The following is an 18,485-nucleotide window of genomic DNA, read 5'->3' as shown; positions in this document are numbered from 1 at the left end:
CCCCGGCGGCGGCCAGCGCCGGGATCTGGTTCTCGGCGTTGCGCGGCGCGAGGAACCCGATCAGCGCCTGCCCCGACCGCATCCGGGCGACCTCGGCATCCGACGGCGGCGCCACCTTGAGCACCACATCCGCCGACCACGCATCCCCGATCCGCGCACCGGCCTCGACGTAGGCCTCGTCCGGGATCAGCGCACCGAGCCCGGCCCCGGACTCGACGACCACGTCGAGCCCCTTCTCGAGCAACGACGGGACGATCATCGGCACCAGCGCGACCCGCCGCTCGCCGTCGTTGGTTTCCCGAACGACGCCGACGGTGGGAGGCGGTGCTGACGGAGAACGGGAATCAATTGATACGTCCATGGTTCGACTTTCGTGAGGTAAGAACACATCGCTTACGAGGTGGTGCTGTGTCAGAGTGCATGTGACCTGCGTCCGCCCGTCAGATACCTGCCGCCGACAGGACGTTCTCGCGATGGCGGTCGACATCACCGAACAGGGCTGCGTCGCTCGTGGCTCGGCGGAAGTAGAGATGAGCCGGGTGTTCCCACGTGAATCCGATGCCACCGTGCAGCTGGATATTCTCGCGGGCGCAGTCCTGGAAGGCACGGGTACACACGACCGCGGCCATCGGCGCGGCCACCCCCACCTGATCGGACCCTTCGTGCAGTGCCCACACTGCATGAACGACTGCCGAGCGAGCATCGTCGGCAACGATTGCCAGATCTGCGCAGCGATGCTTGATCGCCTGGAACGAGCCGATCTCGCGGCCGAACTGCACGCGGACCTTCACGTAGTCCACCACCATGCGCAGGGCTTCCTCCGCCCCGCCCAGTTGTTCGCACGCCACTGCGACCGTCAGGAGGTTCTGCAGATCGGTAAGCACTGCGTCCGCGATGCCGGGCTCCCCGACGGGACGCGCCGTCACCCCGTCGAAGTCGAGTCGCGCGAAGGACCGGGTGAGATCCATGGAATCCTGAACGGTGCGCCGGATACGGGAATCGTCGGTGTCGACGACGAACAACCGCCCACCGTCGGGGGTGCGGGCACGAACGAACACCCACCCGGCCGTCGCCCCGTCCAGGACGAACGAGGTGTGTCCCGTGATCGTCCAGGTGCCGTCGGTCTGCGCGACTGCCTTGAGGTCTTCGGGCACGGTGCCGTCGTTGCGGAATGCACCGAGCGCAACCGTCGCCGTCCGTGAGCCGTCGAGCAACGCCGGGAGCAGCTCCGTTCGCGTCTTCTCGTCGCCGGCCCGCGCGAGGAGACCCTGGGCAAGCACGACCGAACTGAGGATCGGCAGGGGCGAGAGGACCCTTCCCGCTTCCTCGAGCACGATCGCCAAACCTGCGACGCCGATGCCCGCGCCGCCCAGGTCTTCGGGTTCTGCGACACCGGCGAGGCCCAGTTCCTTGCACGCGCGGGACCAGCGCGCCGGATCCCACCTCGGTTGCCCCTCGGGCGCGGCCGTGACTTCGCCTTCGTCGAGGAAGTCCCGGACCACCTCGCGGAGGGCAGCGAGATCCTCGTCCTCTCGAAGAATCATCGGGTTCCCTCTCCCAGCCGGGCCCGCGCGTTCAGCTCGTCCCGCAGCGCCCGCCGCAGCAGCTTTCCGGTCTCGTTGAACGGCAGTTCCGTCCATTCATGGATGTGCGCCGGCACCCGTGTCGAGCGCAGCCGGGCGCGCACCCAGTCCTGCAACGCGGATTCCGACACGACCGCTCCGGGCACGGCGACGACGACGGCCTCGACTCGCTCGCCCCACTCGGGGTCCGCGACGCCGACTACCGCGGCTTCGGCGATCGCGGGATGCTCGGTGAGGACGTCCTCGATTTCACCGGGCGAGATGTTCTCGCCACCGCGGACAATCACGTCGTCGGCGCGACCGTCGAGGAACAGATACCCCTCGGAGTCGAGACGTCCGCGATCCCGTGTGGGATACCATCCGTCGGCATCGAGTGCGCTGTGCGAGGTGTACTCACCGGCGACCTGCTCTCCGCGGACGAACACCTCCCCGTATTCCCCGGCGGGGACCGGAGCGCCGGTGTGATCCCGAATCTCGACCTCCACCGAGTGCAGAGGCCGGCCGACCGAGCCGAGCCGTGCCCGGACGTCGGGATCGACGCTTGCGAGGGCGGCACGATGATCCTCCGGGCCCAGCACCGCGATCGTCGAACTCGTCTCGGTGAGTCCGTATGCGTTGACGAAGTCGACATCGGGCAGCAGCTCCATGGCGCGCTCGACCGTCTGCTGCGGCATCCGGCCCCCGCCGTAGGACAGCGCCCGCAGCGCCGGCAGCCGGGTGCCGGTCGCTTCCAGAACATCGAGGATCCGTCCGAGCATGGTCGGAACCACCATTGCCTGGGTAATGCTCTCTGCGGCAGCAAGTTCCACCCACGGCTCGGGCGAGAACGACGGCAGCTGAACCATGCGGCGACCCGCATAGACCGAGCTGAGGATCGAACTGACACCCGCGATGTGGTAGTTGGGAACCGAAACCAGGATGGCTTCGTCCTCGTCGGCGTTGAAGAACTCGACGGTGCCGACGATGTAGTTGGTCAGGTGCCGGTGCCGCAGAACCGCGGCCTTCGGTGTGCCCGTGGTACCGCTGGTGAACAGCAGGACCGCGGGGGCGTCCGGATCCACGAAGGGCAGGTCCGGATCGGCGACGGATGACGACGCGGCGCGAGTGACGTCGTCGGTGCGACGGATCAGCACGTCCTCACGCGCGGTGAGTCGACCGGCCGCGTCCGCTCCCACCACGACCGTCGCAGGCGCGAGCCGGCCGACCGCCTCGTCGAGCTGAGCGTCGGTGAGCCGATAGTTCAGCGGTGCGATCGGAAGCCCGGCGGCGGCCGCCCCGAAGAGCAGGACCGGAACGGCGGGGGTGTTGAGGTCCAGCAGCGCGACATGCTCGTGATCCGATGCAGTCAACTGCGCAGCCAGAGTGCGTGCTCGGTCGAGCAACTGGCGGTAGGTCAGCCCCCCGTCGCGGGATCCGACGGCGATCCGATCGGGTGCGGTGTCCGCCGCCATCTCGAGGAGCATGGTGAGATTCATCGGTTTCTCCTCAGTCCGACGACGGCAGCGGCTTCGAGGACTTGAGCGTGAGCGGACGGCCGTCGACGGTGAGCGTTCCCACGCCGGCCTTGACGCACAGGACCTCGAGTCCGGTGTCCTGGTCCTCGTATCGCTTTCCGACCTGCGTGCCGTCGGTCAGCCCGGCGGCGGGCTGACCGCCGCCTTCGGCGGGGGCTGCGGTATCGATCATCGGCTGTCCGCCGCATTCGACGACCACTTCGCCCGCCGGACGTACGACGACAACGGACGTATCGCATACGGTGCTGCGGAGTTTGGTTCCCGGCTTCATGTCATTTCCTTCTCGGTGCTGGAGCAATGGTCGACGTTCAGTTCAGGGCGAGTTCTTCGTCCACGAACAGCTCCCGGAACTTCGCCAGCGCCTGCTCCCGTCGGGCGGGGAGGTGGCCGGTCGGGAAGAGCCCGGGCGCGGGTTCCACGCCGCGCAACAACTGCTTGGCGACCTGGATCTTGTGGAGTTCGGTGGCACCATCTGCGAGAGCCATGTGGAAGCTCTCCATCACCCAGCTGCCGAATGGCATCTCCGTGGAGATGCCGAGGGATCCGTGGATCTGGATGGCACGACCGGCGACGTCGAGTAGCACCTTCGGCATCGCGGCCTTGACGGCGGAGATGTCGATGACGACCTTGCGGTAGTCGTTGTACTTGTCGATCTTCCATGCCGTCTGCAGAACCAGCAGCCGGAACTGCTGGAGCTGGATCCACGAGTCGGCGATCATTTCCTGAACGAGCTGGTGATCGGCCAGGGTGCCGCCGCGGCTCTGCCGTGACACGGCACGCTCGAGCATCATGTCGAGCGACTGCTGGACGAGTCCGACGGTGCGCATCGCATGGTGGATCCGGCCGCCGCCGAGTCGGGTCTGTGCCACGGCGAAGCCCTGGCCCCGCTCCCCGAGCAGGTGGTCCTTCGGGATCCGCACATCGGTGTAACGGATGTAGGCGTGCGTACCACCGAGGTTCTCGTGCCCCGACACACCGACGTTGCGGATGATCTCGATTCCCGGCGTATCCGACGGAACGACGAACATCGACGCGCGATGGTGCCGGTCCGCGTCGGGATCGGTGACCGCCATGACGATCAGGAACGACGCGAAGTTGGCGTGCGAGGAGAACCACTTCTCCCCGTTGATCACCCACTCGTCACCCACCAGCTCGGCGCGGGTGGTGAACGCGGTCGGGTCCGAGCCCCCTTGCGGCTCGGTCATCGAATAGGCGGAGACGATGTTGTTTTCGATCAGCGGCTCGAGGTAGCGCTTCTTGAGTTCGTCGTTGCCGTAGTGCGCCAGGATCTCGGCGTTACCCGAATCCGGTGCGTGGCAACCGAAGACGACCGGACCGCTGTGCGTGCGGCCGAGCTTCTCGTTGAGCAGTGCGAGCTTGAGCTGGCCGTATCCGGGGCCGCCGAGTTCGGGGCCGAGGTGGCAGGCCCACAGCTTGTGTTCACGTACCTGCTGCTGCAGCGGTTTGATCATGGAGTTGCGGACGGGATCATTGACGTTCCAGGCATGGTCGACGACGCGATCGACCGGCTCGATTTCCTCGGTGACGAACTCCTCGACCCATTCGAGGTCTTTACGGTACTCGTCGTCGGGTTCGAATCCCCAGCTCATAGCCATATCTCTTCTCCAAACTCAGCGGGTGAGGACGGTGCAGGCACTGATGCCCGGGGCGCCGTAGACGTGGGTGAAGGCCGTGCGGGGTGAGCCCGGAACCTGTCGGTCGCCGGCGTCGCCACGCAACTGCAGGACGTTCTCGTAGACCTGGCGCAGCCCGGTCGCGCCGATCGGTTCACCGTTCGCGAGCACACCACCGTCGGTGTTGATCGGCAGCCGTCCGTCGATCTCGGTGGCGCCGGTCTTGATCAGGGCGCCCTGTTCGCCGTGCTCGCACAGCCCGGTCTCGGCCATGTGCATGATCTCGGCGCCGGATTCGGTGTCCTGGATCTGCGCCAGATCGATCTCGCTCGGTTCGATGCCTGCGGCTTCGAACGCAGCCGCGGCTGCTTCGACCGAGGGACCGTCCGCGACAGCCGGCGACGTCCAGGGGCTGTACACCTCGAACGAGCCGAACCGACGCGACCTGAATTCGCAGGATCGCAGGTAGATCGGCGTCGAGGTGTACTGCTTCGCGCGATCTGCCCGGGCCAGAACGAGCGCCACCGCCCCCTCTCCCGGCGAACAGAACATGTACTGCGTGAGGGGGTAGCTGATCATGGGCGCGGTGGCGATCTCCTCGACCGACAACGGCTTGCGGCGCCACGCGTTCGGATTGCGTGAACCGTTGCGGAACGCCTTCGCGGCCACCTCGGCGAGCGTGGCGTGTTCGATGCCGTGCCCACCCATGTAGCGCTGGATCTTCATGGCGAAGAACTGCGTCGTGACCATCATGCCGGTCTCGCCGTACCACGCACCGAGCCCCAAGTTCTCCGGGTCCTCGTTGAACGCACCGGGGGAATGCTTGTCGAAGCCGACCACCATGCCGACGTCGTACGCACCGGAGAGGATGGCGTGACGGGCGGACGTGAGCGCGGAGCCGCCCGTACCGCATCCGTTCGAGACGTTGATGAACGGAAGACCGGTCATGCCGAGCTCGGACACCAACGTGTCCGCGTCACCGGCGGAATAACTTCCGCCGTAGGCAAATTGCATGTCCTTCCACTCCACACCGGCATCGGCGAGAGCCCGCCGAACGGCATAGGCGCCCTGTGCCCGCCCGCTCACACCAGGGGTGCGACCGAACGGGTGGATGCCGATTCCGACGATGGCGACGTCCTTCGGGTTCATCGGATGTCCTCGCCTTCCGAGTCGAGGGGTGCGAAGGCGTAGGTGAGCACCGTCGTTCCGTCAGGGTCGGTGAAGGCAGGGATCAGACGAAGCCCGTAACGGTTCCCGTTGTTCAACCTCTGTGGGTCGTTCTCGGTGAGGACGGATTCGACGAGTACCTCCCCCAGGTCGATGTATCCGACTCCGTAGGGTGTGAACGGTCCGCCATCGGAGCGGTACGGCGACTTGGGTTCGAACCCCTGCACGGTGAACGCCCACAGTGTTCCTTCGCGCGGTAGTTCGTGGGGTTGTGTGTTGGTGCGACTGCAACGGGGGCACGCATCGTGGAAGGGGAAGGTCACCGTCGCGCAGTCCGCGCAGCGACTCCCGCACAGCGCCGGTCCGTCGCCGGAGCCGGTGTCGATGTCAGTCGTGAACAGCGTCCGGTCGATCAATCGATACGGCTTCACGTCCGGTCCTTTCTGTACGAATATGCGTGCGACGCAATAGCGGATGGGCGGTACGGGCCGCGACGGCGGGACCAGCCGACCCGGCCACGCTCGCCCAGCGTCGCTGGGATGTGATGCGGCTCGCATCCACTTACGGACACTGTATTCATCATGAGGAAAAAAGGCAAGGAGATGTCGGATCTTCGCGGGACCGGCGAGCGGCTCCCGACCTGCCCTGTCAGCGGCGGCAGTCCCGCCACGGCGTCGTGCGGTCCGAGCGCGGCTCTGCCGGCAGGCCGAGCATGCGTTCGGCGATGATGTTGCGCTGGATCTCGTCGGATCCGCCCGCGATGCGGTAGCCCGGCACGCCGAGCACGTGCTGGCTCCACGCGAACGTGCCCCATTCCCCGGAGTCGACAACGAGCCGGGGACCGAGCGCCGCAGCGACGAAGTCGGAGATCCCCAGCATCCGGTGCACCCATTGCATCTTTCGAACGGACCCCACCGCGCCGAGAGGATGCCCCAGCTTCCTGGCCTGCTCGTCGCGAGCGTGGGCGATCTCTCCGAGCTTGTGCGCGATGACCACGTCCGCGAGTTGCTGCCGCAGCACGGGGTCCCGGTCGGCCCCGGTGAACGCGGCCAATCCCAAGGTCTGCAGACAACTGCCGCCCACGCCGGCCGAGGACGAACTGGCCCCGCGCTCGAAACCGAGGGTGGTCAATGCCACCTTCCAACCGGCCCCGACCTCACCGAGGCGCAGGCTGTCCGGAATCCGTACTTCGTCGAGAAACACCTCGTTGAAGCTGGTCCCACCCGACATCTGACGCAGCGGCCGGATCTCGATGCCGGGCGAATCCATGGGGACGAGGAAGGCGGTCATGCCCTGATGTTTGGGGACGTCCGGATCGGTGCGAGCGATGAGCTCACCCCACTGCGAGAACTGCGCCCCGGAAGTCCACACCTTCTGCCCGCTGATCACCCAATCGTCACCGTCCCGCACGGCGCGGGTCCCCAGCGACGCCAGATCCGATCCCGCCCCTGGCTCGGAGAAGAGCTGACACGCGAGCTCGCGCCCGCTCAGGAACGAGCGGATGAAGCGCTGCTTCTGCTCGTCCGTGCCGAGCAGCCGAATGGTCGGCGCGATCAGATGGAGAGTGACCGAAAGCAACTCGTGAGCTCCGCCGCTGTCGAAAGCCCGTTCCTCCGCGGCGAACGCGTCCTCGAACTCCGGCGACAGTCCACGACCACCGAACTCCTCGGGCCACGTCAGAGCCCCGTATCCGGCCTCGTACTTCGTTCGCTGCGATTCCCGCAACCGGTCGAGGAGCGCCTTCTCCGCCTCGAACGACAGGTTGTGGAACACGGAGACATCGTCCGAACCGCTGCCCCAGACAGGAACACCGTCGTCCGCGCCGGCCCGCGGCAGGCCCGATTCGGCGAGCCAGGCCCGAGCCTGATCGCGAAACTCCTCCAAGTTCGGAGTGCGCACCCGAACCACCTCCTTCGAGCCCAGGGCTCGTGTTGAACGTCCTTCGAGCCCGAGGCTCGTGTTGAAATGTCGATAACGCCTCTATTCGCCCCGGCTGCCGAAGCGAAGATCACGGCGTGAGGAGCCCCAGAGCGCGACGGGCCAGTGGTGCCACCGCGGCGCCGCGCTCGCCCATTCGCGGGTCCGTCGTCTCGCCCCGGACGTACCGGGCATAGAGCTGTTGCAGGATCACGACGGTCTTCCAGCAGCCGAAAGCCTCGTACCACGCGATATCCCCGAGATCGAGTGTGCTGCTCCGCGCGTATCGTTCCACCACGGCCTGCCGACCCGGCAGCCCGAGCGCGTACATCCCCGGTACCGCGATGAACGCGGCGTCGGACGACGGATCGACGGTGGAATCGGGCCAGTAGTTCAACAGGGTTCCCAGGTCCACGAGGGTGTCGCCGACGGTGGCCATGTCCCAATCGAACACGGACGTCACTCGATCGGGATTCTCGGGAGCGAACTGGCAGTTGTCCGCCTTGTAGTCGTTGTGCACAATGCCGCTGCGCTGGCTCGCCGGTTTGCCCGTCACGAGGCGCGCTGCAACCTCCCGCACCAGCTTCACCGTCTCTTCGTCGTCGACCTGCGCCTCGACCGCCGCCCATCGCTTCTGCCATCCGGCGAGCTGGCGATCCAGGTATCCGTCGGGACGACCCAGGTCACCCAAACCGACCGAGTCCGGATCCAATTCGTGCAGATCGGCCAACGCATCGATCACCGCGAATCCGATCCGCTCACCCGCATCGGCGAAACGGCGCATCGAGTCCGGCACCGCGTCCCAGACCACGATGCCCTCGCGGTACTCGTTGACGAAGAACTCCGCTCCGATGACATCGGCGTCCGCGCAGTGCAACAGGGCGCGGGGCGCTCGCGGGTATCCGGCGTGCAACCGCGACAGCACCTTGAACTCCCGAGCCATGTCGTGCGCTCCGGGCGCCAGCGTCCCGAACGGTGGCCGGCGCACGACGAGGGGCATGTCGCCGAACATCACGCGATACGTCAGGTTCGCGGATCCCCGAGGGAACTGCAGCACTGAGAACTCGCCGTTCAGCCCGGGAATATTTGCGCGCAGATATCTTTCGAGTCGGTCCCAGTCCAGATCCTCGCCGGGTCGAACCGGTGCGAGCTCCGACTGGGGTTCGGTGTCTTCGGTGGACCTCACTGAGTTCCCTCCCATACCAGGGCAGCATCCTGCGTTGCGCCATACCGACGTGACTGCAATGGCAAAGGAGGACGCAGGGTCGTCGGCCGTCTGTCGAATCCCGCACGAGGTCTCGACGAAGTCGACTCCGAACCCTCCCGGATCCGTCGGTCGGCGAATTCGTGAACTTGTACACGGCGGTGCTACCGCCCTATCCACCACCGTATCGGTAATTGCTCATGAGGTAAAGACCCGATCCGGCCGCGTTGTACAGCGGGATGGCAAGGCCGACCGAAGCCGAACCGGCCCGGACACCGATGTACCCAACGCGCACGGTCACGAATCCGATGTGCCCGACCGTCACACCCGGGAATACCCCGTCCCGGCCGTCTCGACGCGGCCGAAGAACAGGGCGCGGCGACGCCACCGAGCCGAGTCACCATTGTTCCGCGTTCGGCAGCGCACCGGAGCCCGCGGAGCGAACGACTCGAGGGCGCGGTGAGCCACAACAGCGCGACACTCTCGCGCTCTCCCCTGCGGCTAATCAGTAGGGTATATTTTGCCCCGAGCGACACAACCGAAGCTCGCCAATTTGATCAACGGCGCTACTATCAGTCGGAGCGAGGGGCTTGACTAACAAGCATGCCACCCCAGGCCTACCGGTCGTCTACGATCCCGGATTCAACCATTTCGGTGGTGCCCGAAGCGCGAGTGCGCGTTCCCCCAAGGCCTCGGAGGTCACGGCGACTCGGATCGTCAACGACATCGTCGAACAGAAGCTTCAGGTGGGTGATCGACTTCCCGGCGAGGCCGAAATGCTCTCCGCATATGCCGTTAGTCGCGAGACGCTCCGGGAGGCGCTCCGCATCCTCGAAGTGCAAGGCATGATCGCGATAAAGCGAGGACCCGGCGGCGGCCCGATCGTCAGTGCACTCAACGCCTACTACCTGGCTCGGACCGCAACCATGTACTTCATGCTGGCGGGCGCGACGTACAACGAACTCTTCGAGGCCTGGGAAGTTCTCGAACCTCCGATGTCCGCCAAGGTTGCGCGCCTCAGCGATTCGCAGATGAAGAAGGAGGCCTTCGCGGCTGCCGAAAGAGCCGCCGAGATGTCGTCCGACGAAGCGGAGCTCTTGACTGCGGTGAACGACTTTCACGCAGTGATAGCGCAGTTGAGTGGCAGCCGAGTGCTGATGCTTCTCACCCAGGCCGTGAATCACATAGTCGTGGCTCACATCCTGCAGGACGGTGAACTGATGGCCGAATCGGACATCTCGCACGCTCACGCGGAAATCGCCGAGGCCATCATCGCCGGCTGGCCACGCAAGGCATCTCAGCTGATGCGCGACCATATCGAAGAAGTCGTGGCATTCGTTCGCTCCCGCCATCCGGAACGGATGGACGAAGTCATCCAGTGGCGGTGAGGAACGTTCGTAGCACCGGAACCGGACTCACATCCGGTCCGGCCGAGCGGTCGAGCTGCTCGGTGGCCTTCCGCTCAGCGGATGTCATCCACCGACGTACTCACGCAGCTCTTTGAGAAGGCCGCCGTCGCCGACGTTTCCCACCACGCAGGCATGACGGACCTCGATGCCACCGCCCGGCAGTGACGAATGGACTTCGTGCTCCTCGACGAATCCGGCCTCGAAGAACTCCCGCCGGACCGCCGAGTAGCGGTGCCGCGCGGAGTCGGCCGGCCGACCGTCGAGTCGGCAGGCAACCGACCCCGCGGACCGCCTGTCGCCACCGTTCTTGACGATCACGCCGCCCTTCTCGAAGCAGGCGAGAAACGCATCTGCATCGCCTCGCTCGATCGCTCCGAACAGGGCATCGGCGAGCGCGTCCAGCGTCTTCTCGGCTTCCATCGTCTTCCTTCCTCCCACCACGTGCCCCATACCCCCGTGGGGACGTCGGAACGTCCCCACGGGGGCATGGTCGGTGTGTGATCCGACTGCGTGCTATCCGTTTGCTTCGTCGAGCTTCTGTTGCAGGCTCGGGGTCAGCTTCTTCAGCTCCGCGATCTCGAGCACCCCCGTTCCCACGCGTCCGCCGCATTCGAACGTCGCGAACCCGTTGCTCGTGAACCAGCCCTCGTGGTGACTGCTGATCTGCGAGCTGACGCAGTCACCGGTGATGTGGTACGCATCGCCGGGTTTCGTCCAGATGTACGTGTCGCAGCCTTCGACACTGAAACCGTCGTCGCCGATCCGGCCGCCGAAGGCGACCCGGGTCACCTGCTTGAATTCGCCGTCGAACACGTACCCGAAGGACCGTATGCCCGCGTCGGTCGAGAACGTCCCTGCGGCACAGAAGAAGTCCTCGGAGAACTGGGCCTGGATCCAACGGTGTGCACCGATGGTGTTCCAGTCCCGGATCCCCCAGGAGTGATCCTGGAAGGCCCAACCGGACACCTCCGTGGACACCCCGTTCCGGGTCACCGTTCCCGATGCGCGGCCGAAGGTCTCGTAGTGGTTGGCCCCGACCTCGGCGCCCTGGCCGTCGAGCTGCACCGAGATCGCCTCAGTGAAGGCCTCGTAGACGATGTCGATGCTGGTCCCAGTGCTCGGATACTCACTGGCGAAGCGGTACCTCTTCAGCGGATCCAACGTCTGGATCTTCATGTTGCCGAGCTCGAACTTCGAGATGTCCTGGTCGGGGATCGGCAACGTCAGGGCGTTGAAGTGGCCGGCCGGCCGGCCATCGACTGCGATCCAGTCCCAGACATCGGCCCGCTCGCGAGGTCGTTGAAGACCGAAGTGGTGCGATCCGCCGGTATTGCTCGATGGGTCGAACCAGTAGAGCACCCAGCTTTCCTGCCAGCGTTCGTCACCACCGTCCGGGTAGTGCGAACCGTCGTCGGCGGGATCGACCGTGCGTAGCTTCATGGTGTCTCTCCTCGGGAGGTAACCGTGGCGATCATGCGTCGGCCACCTCGAGCAACTCCACCGCTCCGGTCGTCCCGTTGATGCGAATGCGAGCGCCGTCCTGGATGATCTGGGTCGCGCCGACGATCTGCACAGCCGGGATCCCGTGCTCGCGGGAGAGGCAGGCGCCGTGTGCCAGCATTCCGCCGGTCTCGATCACCAGTCCGCTGATCACGCCGAACACCGGCGACCAGCCTGGGTCGGTGGCATTGCAGACGAGCACGTCACCCTGTTCGAGCGTGCCGATCTCGGTCATGCTCGCCAGCACGCGCGCGCGACCCTCGACCTGGCCGGCGGACGTACCGACACCCATGATCCGCCCGGCTGCAAGGTCGGCGGTGGGAAGCACATCCTCCACCGGCACCTCGCCCCGCATGAAGGTCGGCGGCGTGAACTTCCGCGATTCGAACGTGTCGAAGTCGCGCCGGCGGGCGACGATCTTGGCCTGCACCAGCCGATGCTGAGCGGTGCCTCTCAGGACCTCGAACAGCTCGGTCTCGCCGAGGAAGAAGGCGTCGTCTTCCTTGTCGAGTCGGCCGCGCTCGACGCAACGCCGGGCAACCTCCAGGAACGCCTTGCGCTTGGCGTACGTGATGCGGTCGATGAAGTGGCGCCAGTCGTCGCGGAGCACCAGGAAGTCGATGATCTGGCTCTGCAGCAAGGTGAAGAGCTGCTGCTTGAGGGCACCCATCGTGCCCTTGCCCAGGGACTCGAGGACCTCCGCCTCGGCCGCCAGTCGCTTGTCCCGGACGCGCGCCTCCAGTACCGCTGGCGGCGTCGATTCGGGCGCCGCCAGATGAACCTTGAAGGCCTCGTAGTCGACAGCGGGGTCGTCAGCGCGGCGCTTGAAGATCACATCGCGGTCCGGGTGCCCCCGGTGGCCGTGCTCGGTGAGGAACTCGGCGTACTCCTTCAGGAACTCCCTGCCCACGTCGCTGTTCTCCAGCTCCCGGAAGAACGCGGCGCCCTGATGCTGCTTGAACACCGCAGACAGCTTCTCGGAGTTGCGGATCTTCGAGGTGAGCTCGAAGAACGCACGGTTCTCGACGTGCTGGAGCGTGGTCGGCAGGCCGCTGATCAGCTCCTGCCCCAGGAGCTCGTTCGTTCCGGTGTAGTACTTGGACACGAGTGCGCCGTGGAGCGCGAAGAACATCGACATCGCGGTGTAGGCGCCGAACCACAGGGGGTCCATGAAGTCGATGGCGTACTGCTGCAGGTCGCGCTGGTACCTGTAGAGCTCGTCGTCGGACAGTCTCTCGAGCTCGTCCTGCGACAGTCCGTTGGCCCTGGCGACCGCCTTCTCGTTGAAGAGGTAGTCCTCGCGAATGACCTTCTTCCACCGCGACAGGGAGTACACGGGTGAGACGCTGAAGCTGACCATTGCCTTGAGCCAGCGCACCACGTCCAGCGGCTCGTTGAACATGGACTCGTGCATGTCCGCCGGCACCACGTTCGCTCCCGCAGGGCGCGCGAACTTCGGCAGCACATAGCGAAGGCGCTTCTCGTCGAGGTCGACGTTCCAGTAGATGGTGCCGTGCTTGTACTTGTACAGGCGCTGGCCGAGGAGATCCTGGAAGCCGGCGCGGGCGTTCATGTTGTCGTAGCCGACCTGGGTCTCACGAGCACGCACCGAGAAGAACAGCGGGGTCACGCCACCGGTCCAGTACTGCTCGGCGTACTTGAAGGTCCACAGCGTATCCGGGTCCTCGGGACCGTTCTGCCAGTCGTTGAAGCCTTCCGGCCACGTGAAGTTGTGGGCCGTGATCGGACGAGCCTGAAGCAGGTAGAACTTTCCGTCGACGAACGCCCATTCGATGTCCTGCGGGAGGCCGCCGTAGTGTGCCATCACCTTGCGGCCCACGTCCGCGAGCTCGGCCACCTGGCTGTCGGTCAGGCTGAGCTTCTCCGCGTCCTCCTCGGCCACGGGAAGGGTGACCGTGCCACTCGCCTTGTCCGGCGCCCGGACGATCTTCTCCTTCTTATTGCCGACGTTCGCCTGCTTGATGCTCAGTGTGGCGGCATCGATCGTGAACTCGTCCGGATTGATGACGCCGGACACGATCGCCTCGCCGAGGCCGTAGGCCGCATTGACAACGAGTTCGTCGGTACGGTTGGTCAACGGGTTGGCCGTGAACATCACGCCACTCACATCCGCTTCGACCATGGTCTGGACGACGATCGCGATGCTGGCCTCGTGATGGTCGAACCCGTGATCTTCGCGGTAGGCGACCGCACGGGACGTCCACATCGACGCCCAGCAGCGGCGGACCGCATCCAGCACGTTGTCGACTCCGCGGATGTCGAGGTAGGTGTCGTGCATGCCGGCGAAGCTGGCGTCGGCGGTGTCCTCGGCCGTGCCGGACGAGCGAACAGCGACGTAGATCTCGTCGCCCAACTCGGCATAGGCGCGTTCGATCTCCTCTGCCAGTACGGCAGGGATCTCCACCGAGTGGATGACGTCGCGGATCGCGGCAGCCGTCTTCTCGAGCTGATCCAGGTTCTTGTGGTCGAGACCGTCCAGGATCTTGAAGATCCTGTCGGTGGTCCCGCTCTCCGCGAGGGTCTTGATGTACGCCTCGGTGCTTACCGTAAAGCCGTTCGGAACCCGAAAGCCCGCACGAACGAGCTCACCGAGGTTCACTCCCTTGCCGCCGACCAACCGCGCGTCCGTGGCGCCGGGATCGACAAATCGAATGGCTGTACTCACGTGTGCTCCATTCCATCAGTGCTGTGGGCTGTGACTCCCGCCATAGCGGCAATGATGCAGAGCTGCGCCGCGACTGTCAAGGTTCCTCAGGAGGATTTCGGTCCGCGGGCAGGGTCCCGCCGGCTCTGGTCGTGGTATTATGAACTCGTTCAACGAATTTCACATAATCTTGTGCATACCCTGCCGGGTACTCGCCAATCGACAAATTCCTCGGAAGAAAAGGCCTTGACTGTCGGCCTGTCCTCACCTTGGATGGAGTCGGGCACCGCGACTTCGTCAGGATGCATCGCACGGCGCACGTCAACACTGGAGGTACACATGAGCGCCCCGTTCTCAGACCGTGATCCGAGCCGGGCCGGTGGTTGAGATGCCGTCCAGCTTCCTGTCGGGCGTCCCCAACTTCCGGTCCCTCGCCGGCCTTCCCACAATCGACGGCCGCAAGATCAAGGAAGGCGTCCTGTATCGGTCGGAGTCCCTCACCGGACTCGACGAATCCGCGCAGAAGCAACTGGCCGATCTCGGCATCCGCAGCGTCTGCGACCTCCGCAGTGACGGCGAGCGAAACCTGCACCCCCTGATCTGGCCGGGCGATCAGCCGCACTTCGTGCCGGTGGAGACCCTGCCCGACACCCGTGTCGCCGGCAGGGAGCTCATTTCCAAGATCATGAGCGATGCCGAAGGCGATTTTCTTGTCGGCGTCCTGAGCAAGAACGCCGCGGACATGCCAGGCGCCTTCGTCAACAGCATGAAGACGATCTACGACTCGATCATCGACGACGAGCAGCTTCCGCTCGTCGTGATGTGCGTGGCAGGCAAGGACCGCACCGGTTTCGTCATCGCCAACATCCTTGCGGCGCTCGAGGTGGAGAAGGATGCGATCATCGCCGACTACCTGGCGTCCAAGGACGCCATCGACAAGGATCGGCTGCACCGGTCGATGATGGAGTACGTCGACGAGCTTCCTCCGGGCGGTGTCCTCTCGCCCGAACGCCTCGTCGAGGCGGGCAGCCGGCCCGAGTATCTCGAAGCCTCGTTCGAGGCGATCGAGTGTGAATTCGGATCTTACGAAAAGTATCTCGTCGATGTCTGCGGATTGACCCCGGAACGCCGCGCTCGGCTGAAGGATTTGATGCTCGACTGAGCAAACCCCTCTTCGAGGGCCTGGCCCCTGTCCCTTCCCGGGACAGGGGCCAGGTCTTTTCGTCGACGAGCGCCTCCCCGCCCCACCGATCCAACGGGTTGCCTAGCCGACCCGGTGCGCGACGAGCAGTCGCGCCTACGGATCCGGCGACAATACGACCCCCTCTCCCGGAAGGGACAGGGGGTCGAATCGCATCGAATCCCGTTCGCGTCGAACTCGATCGGCCGTCGGAGGTGAACCATATGGCCGCAGGGAAACCGTTACGCGCCGTTGTGGACACCTCGGGTCACAACCGCCGCCGACTCCACGATCTCCTTGGGGAGCTCGTAGCTCGGATCGATGGCGATCGTCTGCGGGCGCAAGTACTCCTCCAGGCCCGCCGGTCCGTGTTCCCGCCCGATCCCCGACTTCTTGAGGCCCCCGAACGCGGCGTTGAAGTCGGCCGTGTAGGAGTTCACCGCGAAGGTTCCGGTCTGGATACGTTGCGCGAGCTTGAAGCCGTAGGCCACGTCGGCAGTGAACACCGATCCCGAGAGCCCGTACTTCGTGTTGTTCGCGATCTGTACGGCTTCGTCCTCGTTGTCGTAGGGGATCACCACGACAACCGGGCCGAACACCTCCTCCTGCGCGATCTCCATCTCGGGCGTCACGTTCGTCAGCAGGGTCGGCTCGACGTACCAGCCGTCGGTCACGCCCTCGGGGACACCGCCCCCGCATTCGACGGTCGCTCCGTCGTTCACCGCACGCTCGATGAAGCCTAGGATGTTGTCGCGGTGTGCTTCGGAGATCACCGGCCCGATATCGGTCTGGGGGTCGTGCGGATCACCGGTCTTCAAGTGCCCGATTGCGTTCACGAGCTTCTCGACGATTTCGTCGTGCTTGGCTCGGGGAACCAGGATGCGGCTCTGGGCGGTGCAACTCTGCCCACTGCTGGGAACGACGCTGACGGTCGCCAGCGTCGGCGCGATCGCGTCGAGATCGGCGTCTTCGAGAACGATCGCCGACGCCTTACCGCCCAGCTCCAGCACGACGGGGCGGATCCGCTCGCCGCAGGCCGCACCGATCTTCGAGCCCACGCCCAGCGAACCGGTGAAGCTGACCATGTCCACATCGTCGTGCGTGACGAGGTGGTTCGATGCCTCTGCACCGCCGGCGACGATGTTGATGACGCCCGGAGGGAAGCCGACCTCCTTGATCAGATCACCCATGGCGAAGACCGCGAGCGGGTTGGGCTCCGGCACCTTGATGACCACGGTGCAGCCCGCCACGATCGCGGGTGCGACCTTCTGTGCGGTACCGGGCATCGAGAAATTGAACGCGACGAGGGTGGCGACCACGCCGGCAGGTCTCTTGACGGTGAGGCTCTGCGTCTGGAACGGCATGACCATTCCGCCCGCAGAACCACCGGCCAGCGGACCGAGGTCTGCGGTGCGAACCTCCGTGAACGGGTACTCGCGACCGACCGCGGCGTTGTAATTCCAGTGCAGTGTCGGCGCAACAGCCTGGTAGACGTCTGCCAGCTGCCGGGTGCACCCAAGTTCGTCGATGAGCAGATCGGCGAACTCGTCCTTGCGCTCGTAGAGCTTCGCGGCAAGTGCTTCACAGAGCTCGGCCCGCTTCTCCACCGGCAGCGTGGGCCAGTCCGTTTCATGGAAGGCTCTGCGAGCTGCCTCCACGGCCGCGTCGATATCGGAGGTGGTGGCCGACGGTACGTGACCGATGACCTTTCCGGTCGACGGCGAGATCACCGACATCTTCTCGTTCGAGGCAGCAGCACGCCATTCACCGTCGATGAAGAATTCGTCGTATTCTCGTTTGAGCTGCATTTCATTCACTCCTGTTTCGACGGCCACGGAATGCACCGTCACGGATTTGCGTATGTCGTGAATCCCGACCGTCGCCGGCGTGTCAGTAGGGTGACGAGCCGCCGTCGACATTGAGGGCGGTCCCGGTTATGGCGGAACTTTCTTCGGCGACGAGCATCGACACGGCATGTGCCACTTCGCTCAGCTCCATGTGCCTTCCGATCCTCGACAGATCCTTGTAATTCTGGTGAGGATCGGCGAAACGGCCCTCCGCCATGGCTTTGGATGCCTTCCGAACACGGGTGGGGATGTGCACGTAGCCCGGGCAGACCGCATTGCACGTGATGCCGTCCATCCCGTAATCGAAGGCGATCGCCTTCGCGAGGCCGAGCAGCGCATGCTTGCTGGTGACGTATGGTCCCACCTTCGGGAGGGTCGGCATCTTCCCCTCCAGGGACGACATCATGACGATGCGGCCCCACTTGCGCTCGAGCATGTCGGGAACGACCGCATGCGTCATCCGGATCGCACTGAGAACGTTCCGGTTGAAGCTGTCGGCCCACACCGAAGGATCGAGATCATGTATGTACCCGAACTCGCTCGACGATCCACCACCCACGTTGTTCACGAGAACGTTGATTCTGCCCAGCGAGGCATGGCATTTCGCCACTACCCGCGCCGCGTCCTCGGGGTCGAGGGCATCGGATTCGATGTACCGGAAGTCGTCGGGTCGCCCGACCGAGTCCGCCAACGCCTCGCCCTTCTCGGCGTTGCGGCCCGTCACGGCAACTCGCATCCCGTCGTCGAGCAGCCGAAGCGCGATCGCCTTCCCGATACCGTCGGTCCCGCCTGTCACCAGCGCGATGCGGGGTTCACTCATGTTCTTCATCCTTCGTCGCCATGAATCTGACGGTCTCACCGTTAG

General features: G+C 65.1%; 15 protein-coding genes and 1 pseudogene. 2 read left to right on the top strand and 14 right to left on the bottom strand.

Annotated features, from left to right (window positions below; all coding sequences use genetic code 11):
- The 9 genes and pseudogenes from ACWPOB_RS22850 to ACWPOB_RS22810 form a co-directional block, all read right to left on the bottom strand.
- A pseudogene (locus ACWPOB_RS22850) lies at positions 1 to 361 on the bottom strand (NAD(P)(+) transhydrogenase (Re/Si-specific) subunit alpha); the annotation flags it as partial.
- Positions 362 to 440: 79 nt separating this feature from the next.
- A complete protein-coding gene (locus ACWPOB_RS22845; protein WP_455402223.1) occupies positions 441 to 1,544 on the bottom strand; it encodes an acyl-CoA dehydrogenase family protein in 1,104 nt (367 codons plus the stop codon).
- Positions 1,541 to 3,058, bottom strand: a complete 1,518-nt coding sequence (locus ACWPOB_RS22840; protein WP_455402222.1) for a class I adenylate-forming enzyme family protein — start codon at positions 3,056 to 3,058, stop codon at positions 1,541 to 1,543. The genes ACWPOB_RS22845 and ACWPOB_RS22840 overlap by 4 nt, the downstream gene beginning before the upstream one ends.
- 10 nt (positions 3,059 to 3,068) lie before the next feature.
- Positions 3,069 to 3,269 (bottom strand): hypothetical protein, encoded by a 201-nt coding sequence (locus ACWPOB_RS22835; RefSeq protein WP_455402221.1) that lies wholly within the window; start codon positions 3,267 to 3,269, stop codon positions 3,069 to 3,071.
- A 136-nt stretch (positions 3,270 to 3,405) separates the two neighbouring features.
- Positions 3,406 to 4,707, bottom strand: a complete 1,302-nt coding sequence (locus tag ACWPOB_RS22830) for an acyl-CoA dehydrogenase family protein (protein ID WP_455402220.1) — start codon at positions 4,705 to 4,707, stop codon at positions 3,406 to 3,408.
- A 21-nt stretch (positions 4,708 to 4,728) separates the two neighbouring features.
- Positions 4,729 to 5,880 (bottom strand): thiolase family protein, encoded by a 1,152-nt coding sequence (locus ACWPOB_RS22825; RefSeq protein ID WP_455402219.1) that lies wholly within the window; start codon positions 5,878 to 5,880, stop codon positions 4,729 to 4,731.
- On the bottom strand, positions 5,877 to 6,329 hold the full coding sequence (locus ACWPOB_RS22820; protein WP_455402218.1) for a Zn-ribbon domain-containing OB-fold protein: 453 nt from the start codon (positions 6,327 to 6,329) through the stop codon (positions 5,877 to 5,879). Before ACWPOB_RS22820 ends, ACWPOB_RS22825 begins: the two co-directional genes overlap by 4 nt.
- 217 nt (positions 6,330 to 6,546) lie before the next feature.
- The gene (locus ACWPOB_RS22815; protein WP_455402217.1) at positions 6,547 to 7,797 is read right to left on the bottom strand and encodes an acyl-CoA dehydrogenase family protein; all 1,251 of its coding nucleotides are present in this window, start codon (positions 7,795 to 7,797) and stop codon (positions 6,547 to 6,549) included.
- 109 nt (positions 7,798 to 7,906) lie between these two features.
- Positions 7,907 to 9,001 carry a phosphotransferase family protein gene (locus ACWPOB_RS22810; RefSeq protein WP_455402216.1) on the bottom strand — a complete coding sequence of 365 codons (1,095 nt, stop codon included), beginning with the start codon at positions 8,999 to 9,001 and terminating at the stop codon, positions 7,907 to 7,909.
- Positions 9,002 to 9,609: 608 nt separating this feature from the next.
- Here ACWPOB_RS22810 and ACWPOB_RS22805 point away from each other — a divergent pair.
- The gene (locus ACWPOB_RS22805) at positions 9,610 to 10,407 is read left to right on the top strand and encodes a FadR/GntR family transcriptional regulator (protein WP_455402215.1); all 798 of its coding nucleotides are present in this window, start codon (positions 9,610 to 9,612) and stop codon (positions 10,405 to 10,407) included.
- A gap of 84 nt (positions 10,408 to 10,491) precedes the next feature.
- Here the strand turns inward: ACWPOB_RS22805 and ACWPOB_RS22800 are convergent, their stop codons facing one another.
- The 3 genes from ACWPOB_RS22800 to ACWPOB_RS22790 all read right to left on the bottom strand — a co-directional run bounded on the left by ACWPOB_RS22800 (position 10,492) and on the right by ACWPOB_RS22790 (position 14,614).
- A complete protein-coding gene (locus ACWPOB_RS22800) occupies positions 10,492 to 10,848 on the bottom strand; it encodes a hypothetical protein (protein ID WP_455402214.1) in 357 nt (118 codons plus the stop codon).
- Positions 10,849 to 10,941: 93 nt separating this feature from the next.
- Positions 10,942 to 11,868 carry a DUF7065 domain-containing protein gene (locus tag ACWPOB_RS22795; RefSeq protein WP_455402213.1) on the bottom strand — a complete coding sequence of 309 codons (927 nt, stop codon included), beginning with the start codon at positions 11,866 to 11,868 and terminating at the stop codon, positions 10,942 to 10,944.
- A gap of 31 nt (positions 11,869 to 11,899) precedes the next feature.
- Positions 11,900 to 14,614 carry a PEP/pyruvate-binding domain-containing protein gene (locus ACWPOB_RS22790; RefSeq protein WP_455402212.1) on the bottom strand — a complete coding sequence of 905 codons (2,715 nt, stop codon included), beginning with the start codon at positions 14,612 to 14,614 and terminating at the stop codon, positions 11,900 to 11,902.
- 367 nt (positions 14,615 to 14,981) lie between these two features.
- Between ACWPOB_RS22790 and ACWPOB_RS22785 the strand changes: the two genes are divergently transcribed.
- Positions 14,982 to 15,755 (top strand): tyrosine-protein phosphatase, encoded by a 774-nt coding sequence (locus ACWPOB_RS22785; protein ID WP_455402211.1) that lies wholly within the window; start codon positions 14,982 to 14,984, stop codon positions 15,753 to 15,755.
- A 260-nt stretch (positions 15,756 to 16,015) separates the two neighbouring features.
- On the opposite strand, the gene ACWPOB_RS22780 is transcribed toward ACWPOB_RS22785, so the two are convergent.
- A complete protein-coding gene (locus tag ACWPOB_RS22780; protein ID WP_455402210.1) occupies positions 16,016 to 17,692 on the bottom strand; it encodes an aldehyde dehydrogenase in 1,677 nt (558 codons plus the stop codon).
- Positions 17,664 to 18,440 (bottom strand): SDR family NAD(P)-dependent oxidoreductase, encoded by a 777-nt coding sequence (locus tag ACWPOB_RS22775; protein WP_455402209.1) that lies wholly within the window; start codon positions 18,438 to 18,440, stop codon positions 17,664 to 17,666. The genes ACWPOB_RS22780 and ACWPOB_RS22775 overlap by 29 nt, the downstream gene beginning before the upstream one ends.
- Positions 18,441 to 18,485 lie beyond the last annotated feature (45 nt).

The organism is Rhodococcus sp. 2H158 (genome assembly GCF_053764755.1).
The sequence above is the reverse complement of the archived record's forward strand: the minus strand, read 5'-3'. Positions and strand labels throughout refer to the sequence as shown.

Excerpts from the sequence above, each read along its gene's own strand:
- ACWPOB_RS22845 (WP_455402223.1), bottom strand. The coding sequence starts at position 1,544 with ATGATTCTTCGAGAGGACGAGGATCTCGCTGCCCTCCGCGAGGTGGTC.
- ACWPOB_RS22840 (WP_455402222.1), bottom strand. The coding sequence starts at position 3,058 with ATGAATCTCACCATGCTCCTCGAGATGGCGGCGGACACCGCACCCGAT.
- ACWPOB_RS22835 (WP_455402221.1), bottom strand. The coding sequence starts at position 3,269 with ATGATCGATACCGCAGCCCCCGCCGAAGGCGGCGGTCAGCCCGCCGCC.
- ACWPOB_RS22830 (WP_455402220.1), bottom strand. The coding sequence starts at position 4,707 with ATGAGCTGGGGATTCGAACCCGACGACGAGTACCGTAAAGACCTCGAA.
- ACWPOB_RS22825 (WP_455402219.1), bottom strand. The coding sequence starts at position 5,880 with ATGAACCCGAAGGACGTCGCCATCGTCGGAATCGGCATCCACCCGTTC.
- ACWPOB_RS22800 (WP_455402214.1), bottom strand. The coding sequence starts at position 10,848 with ATGGAAGCCGAGAAGACGCTGGACGCGCTCGCCGATGCCCTGTTCGGA.
- ACWPOB_RS22795 (WP_455402213.1), bottom strand. The coding sequence starts at position 11,868 with ATGAAGCTACGCACGGTCGATCCCGCCGACGACGGTTCGCACTACCCG.
- ACWPOB_RS22785 (WP_455402211.1), top strand. The coding sequence starts at position 14,982 with ATGCCGTCCAGCTTCCTGTCGGGCGTCCCCAACTTCCGGTCCCTCGCC.
- ACWPOB_RS22780 (WP_455402210.1), bottom strand. The coding sequence starts at position 17,692 with ATGTCGACGGCGGCTCGTCACCCTACTGACACGCCGGCGACGGTCGGG.
- ACWPOB_RS22775 (WP_455402209.1), bottom strand. The coding sequence starts at position 18,440 with ATGAGTGAACCCCGCATCGCGCTGGTGACAGGCGGGACCGACGGTATC.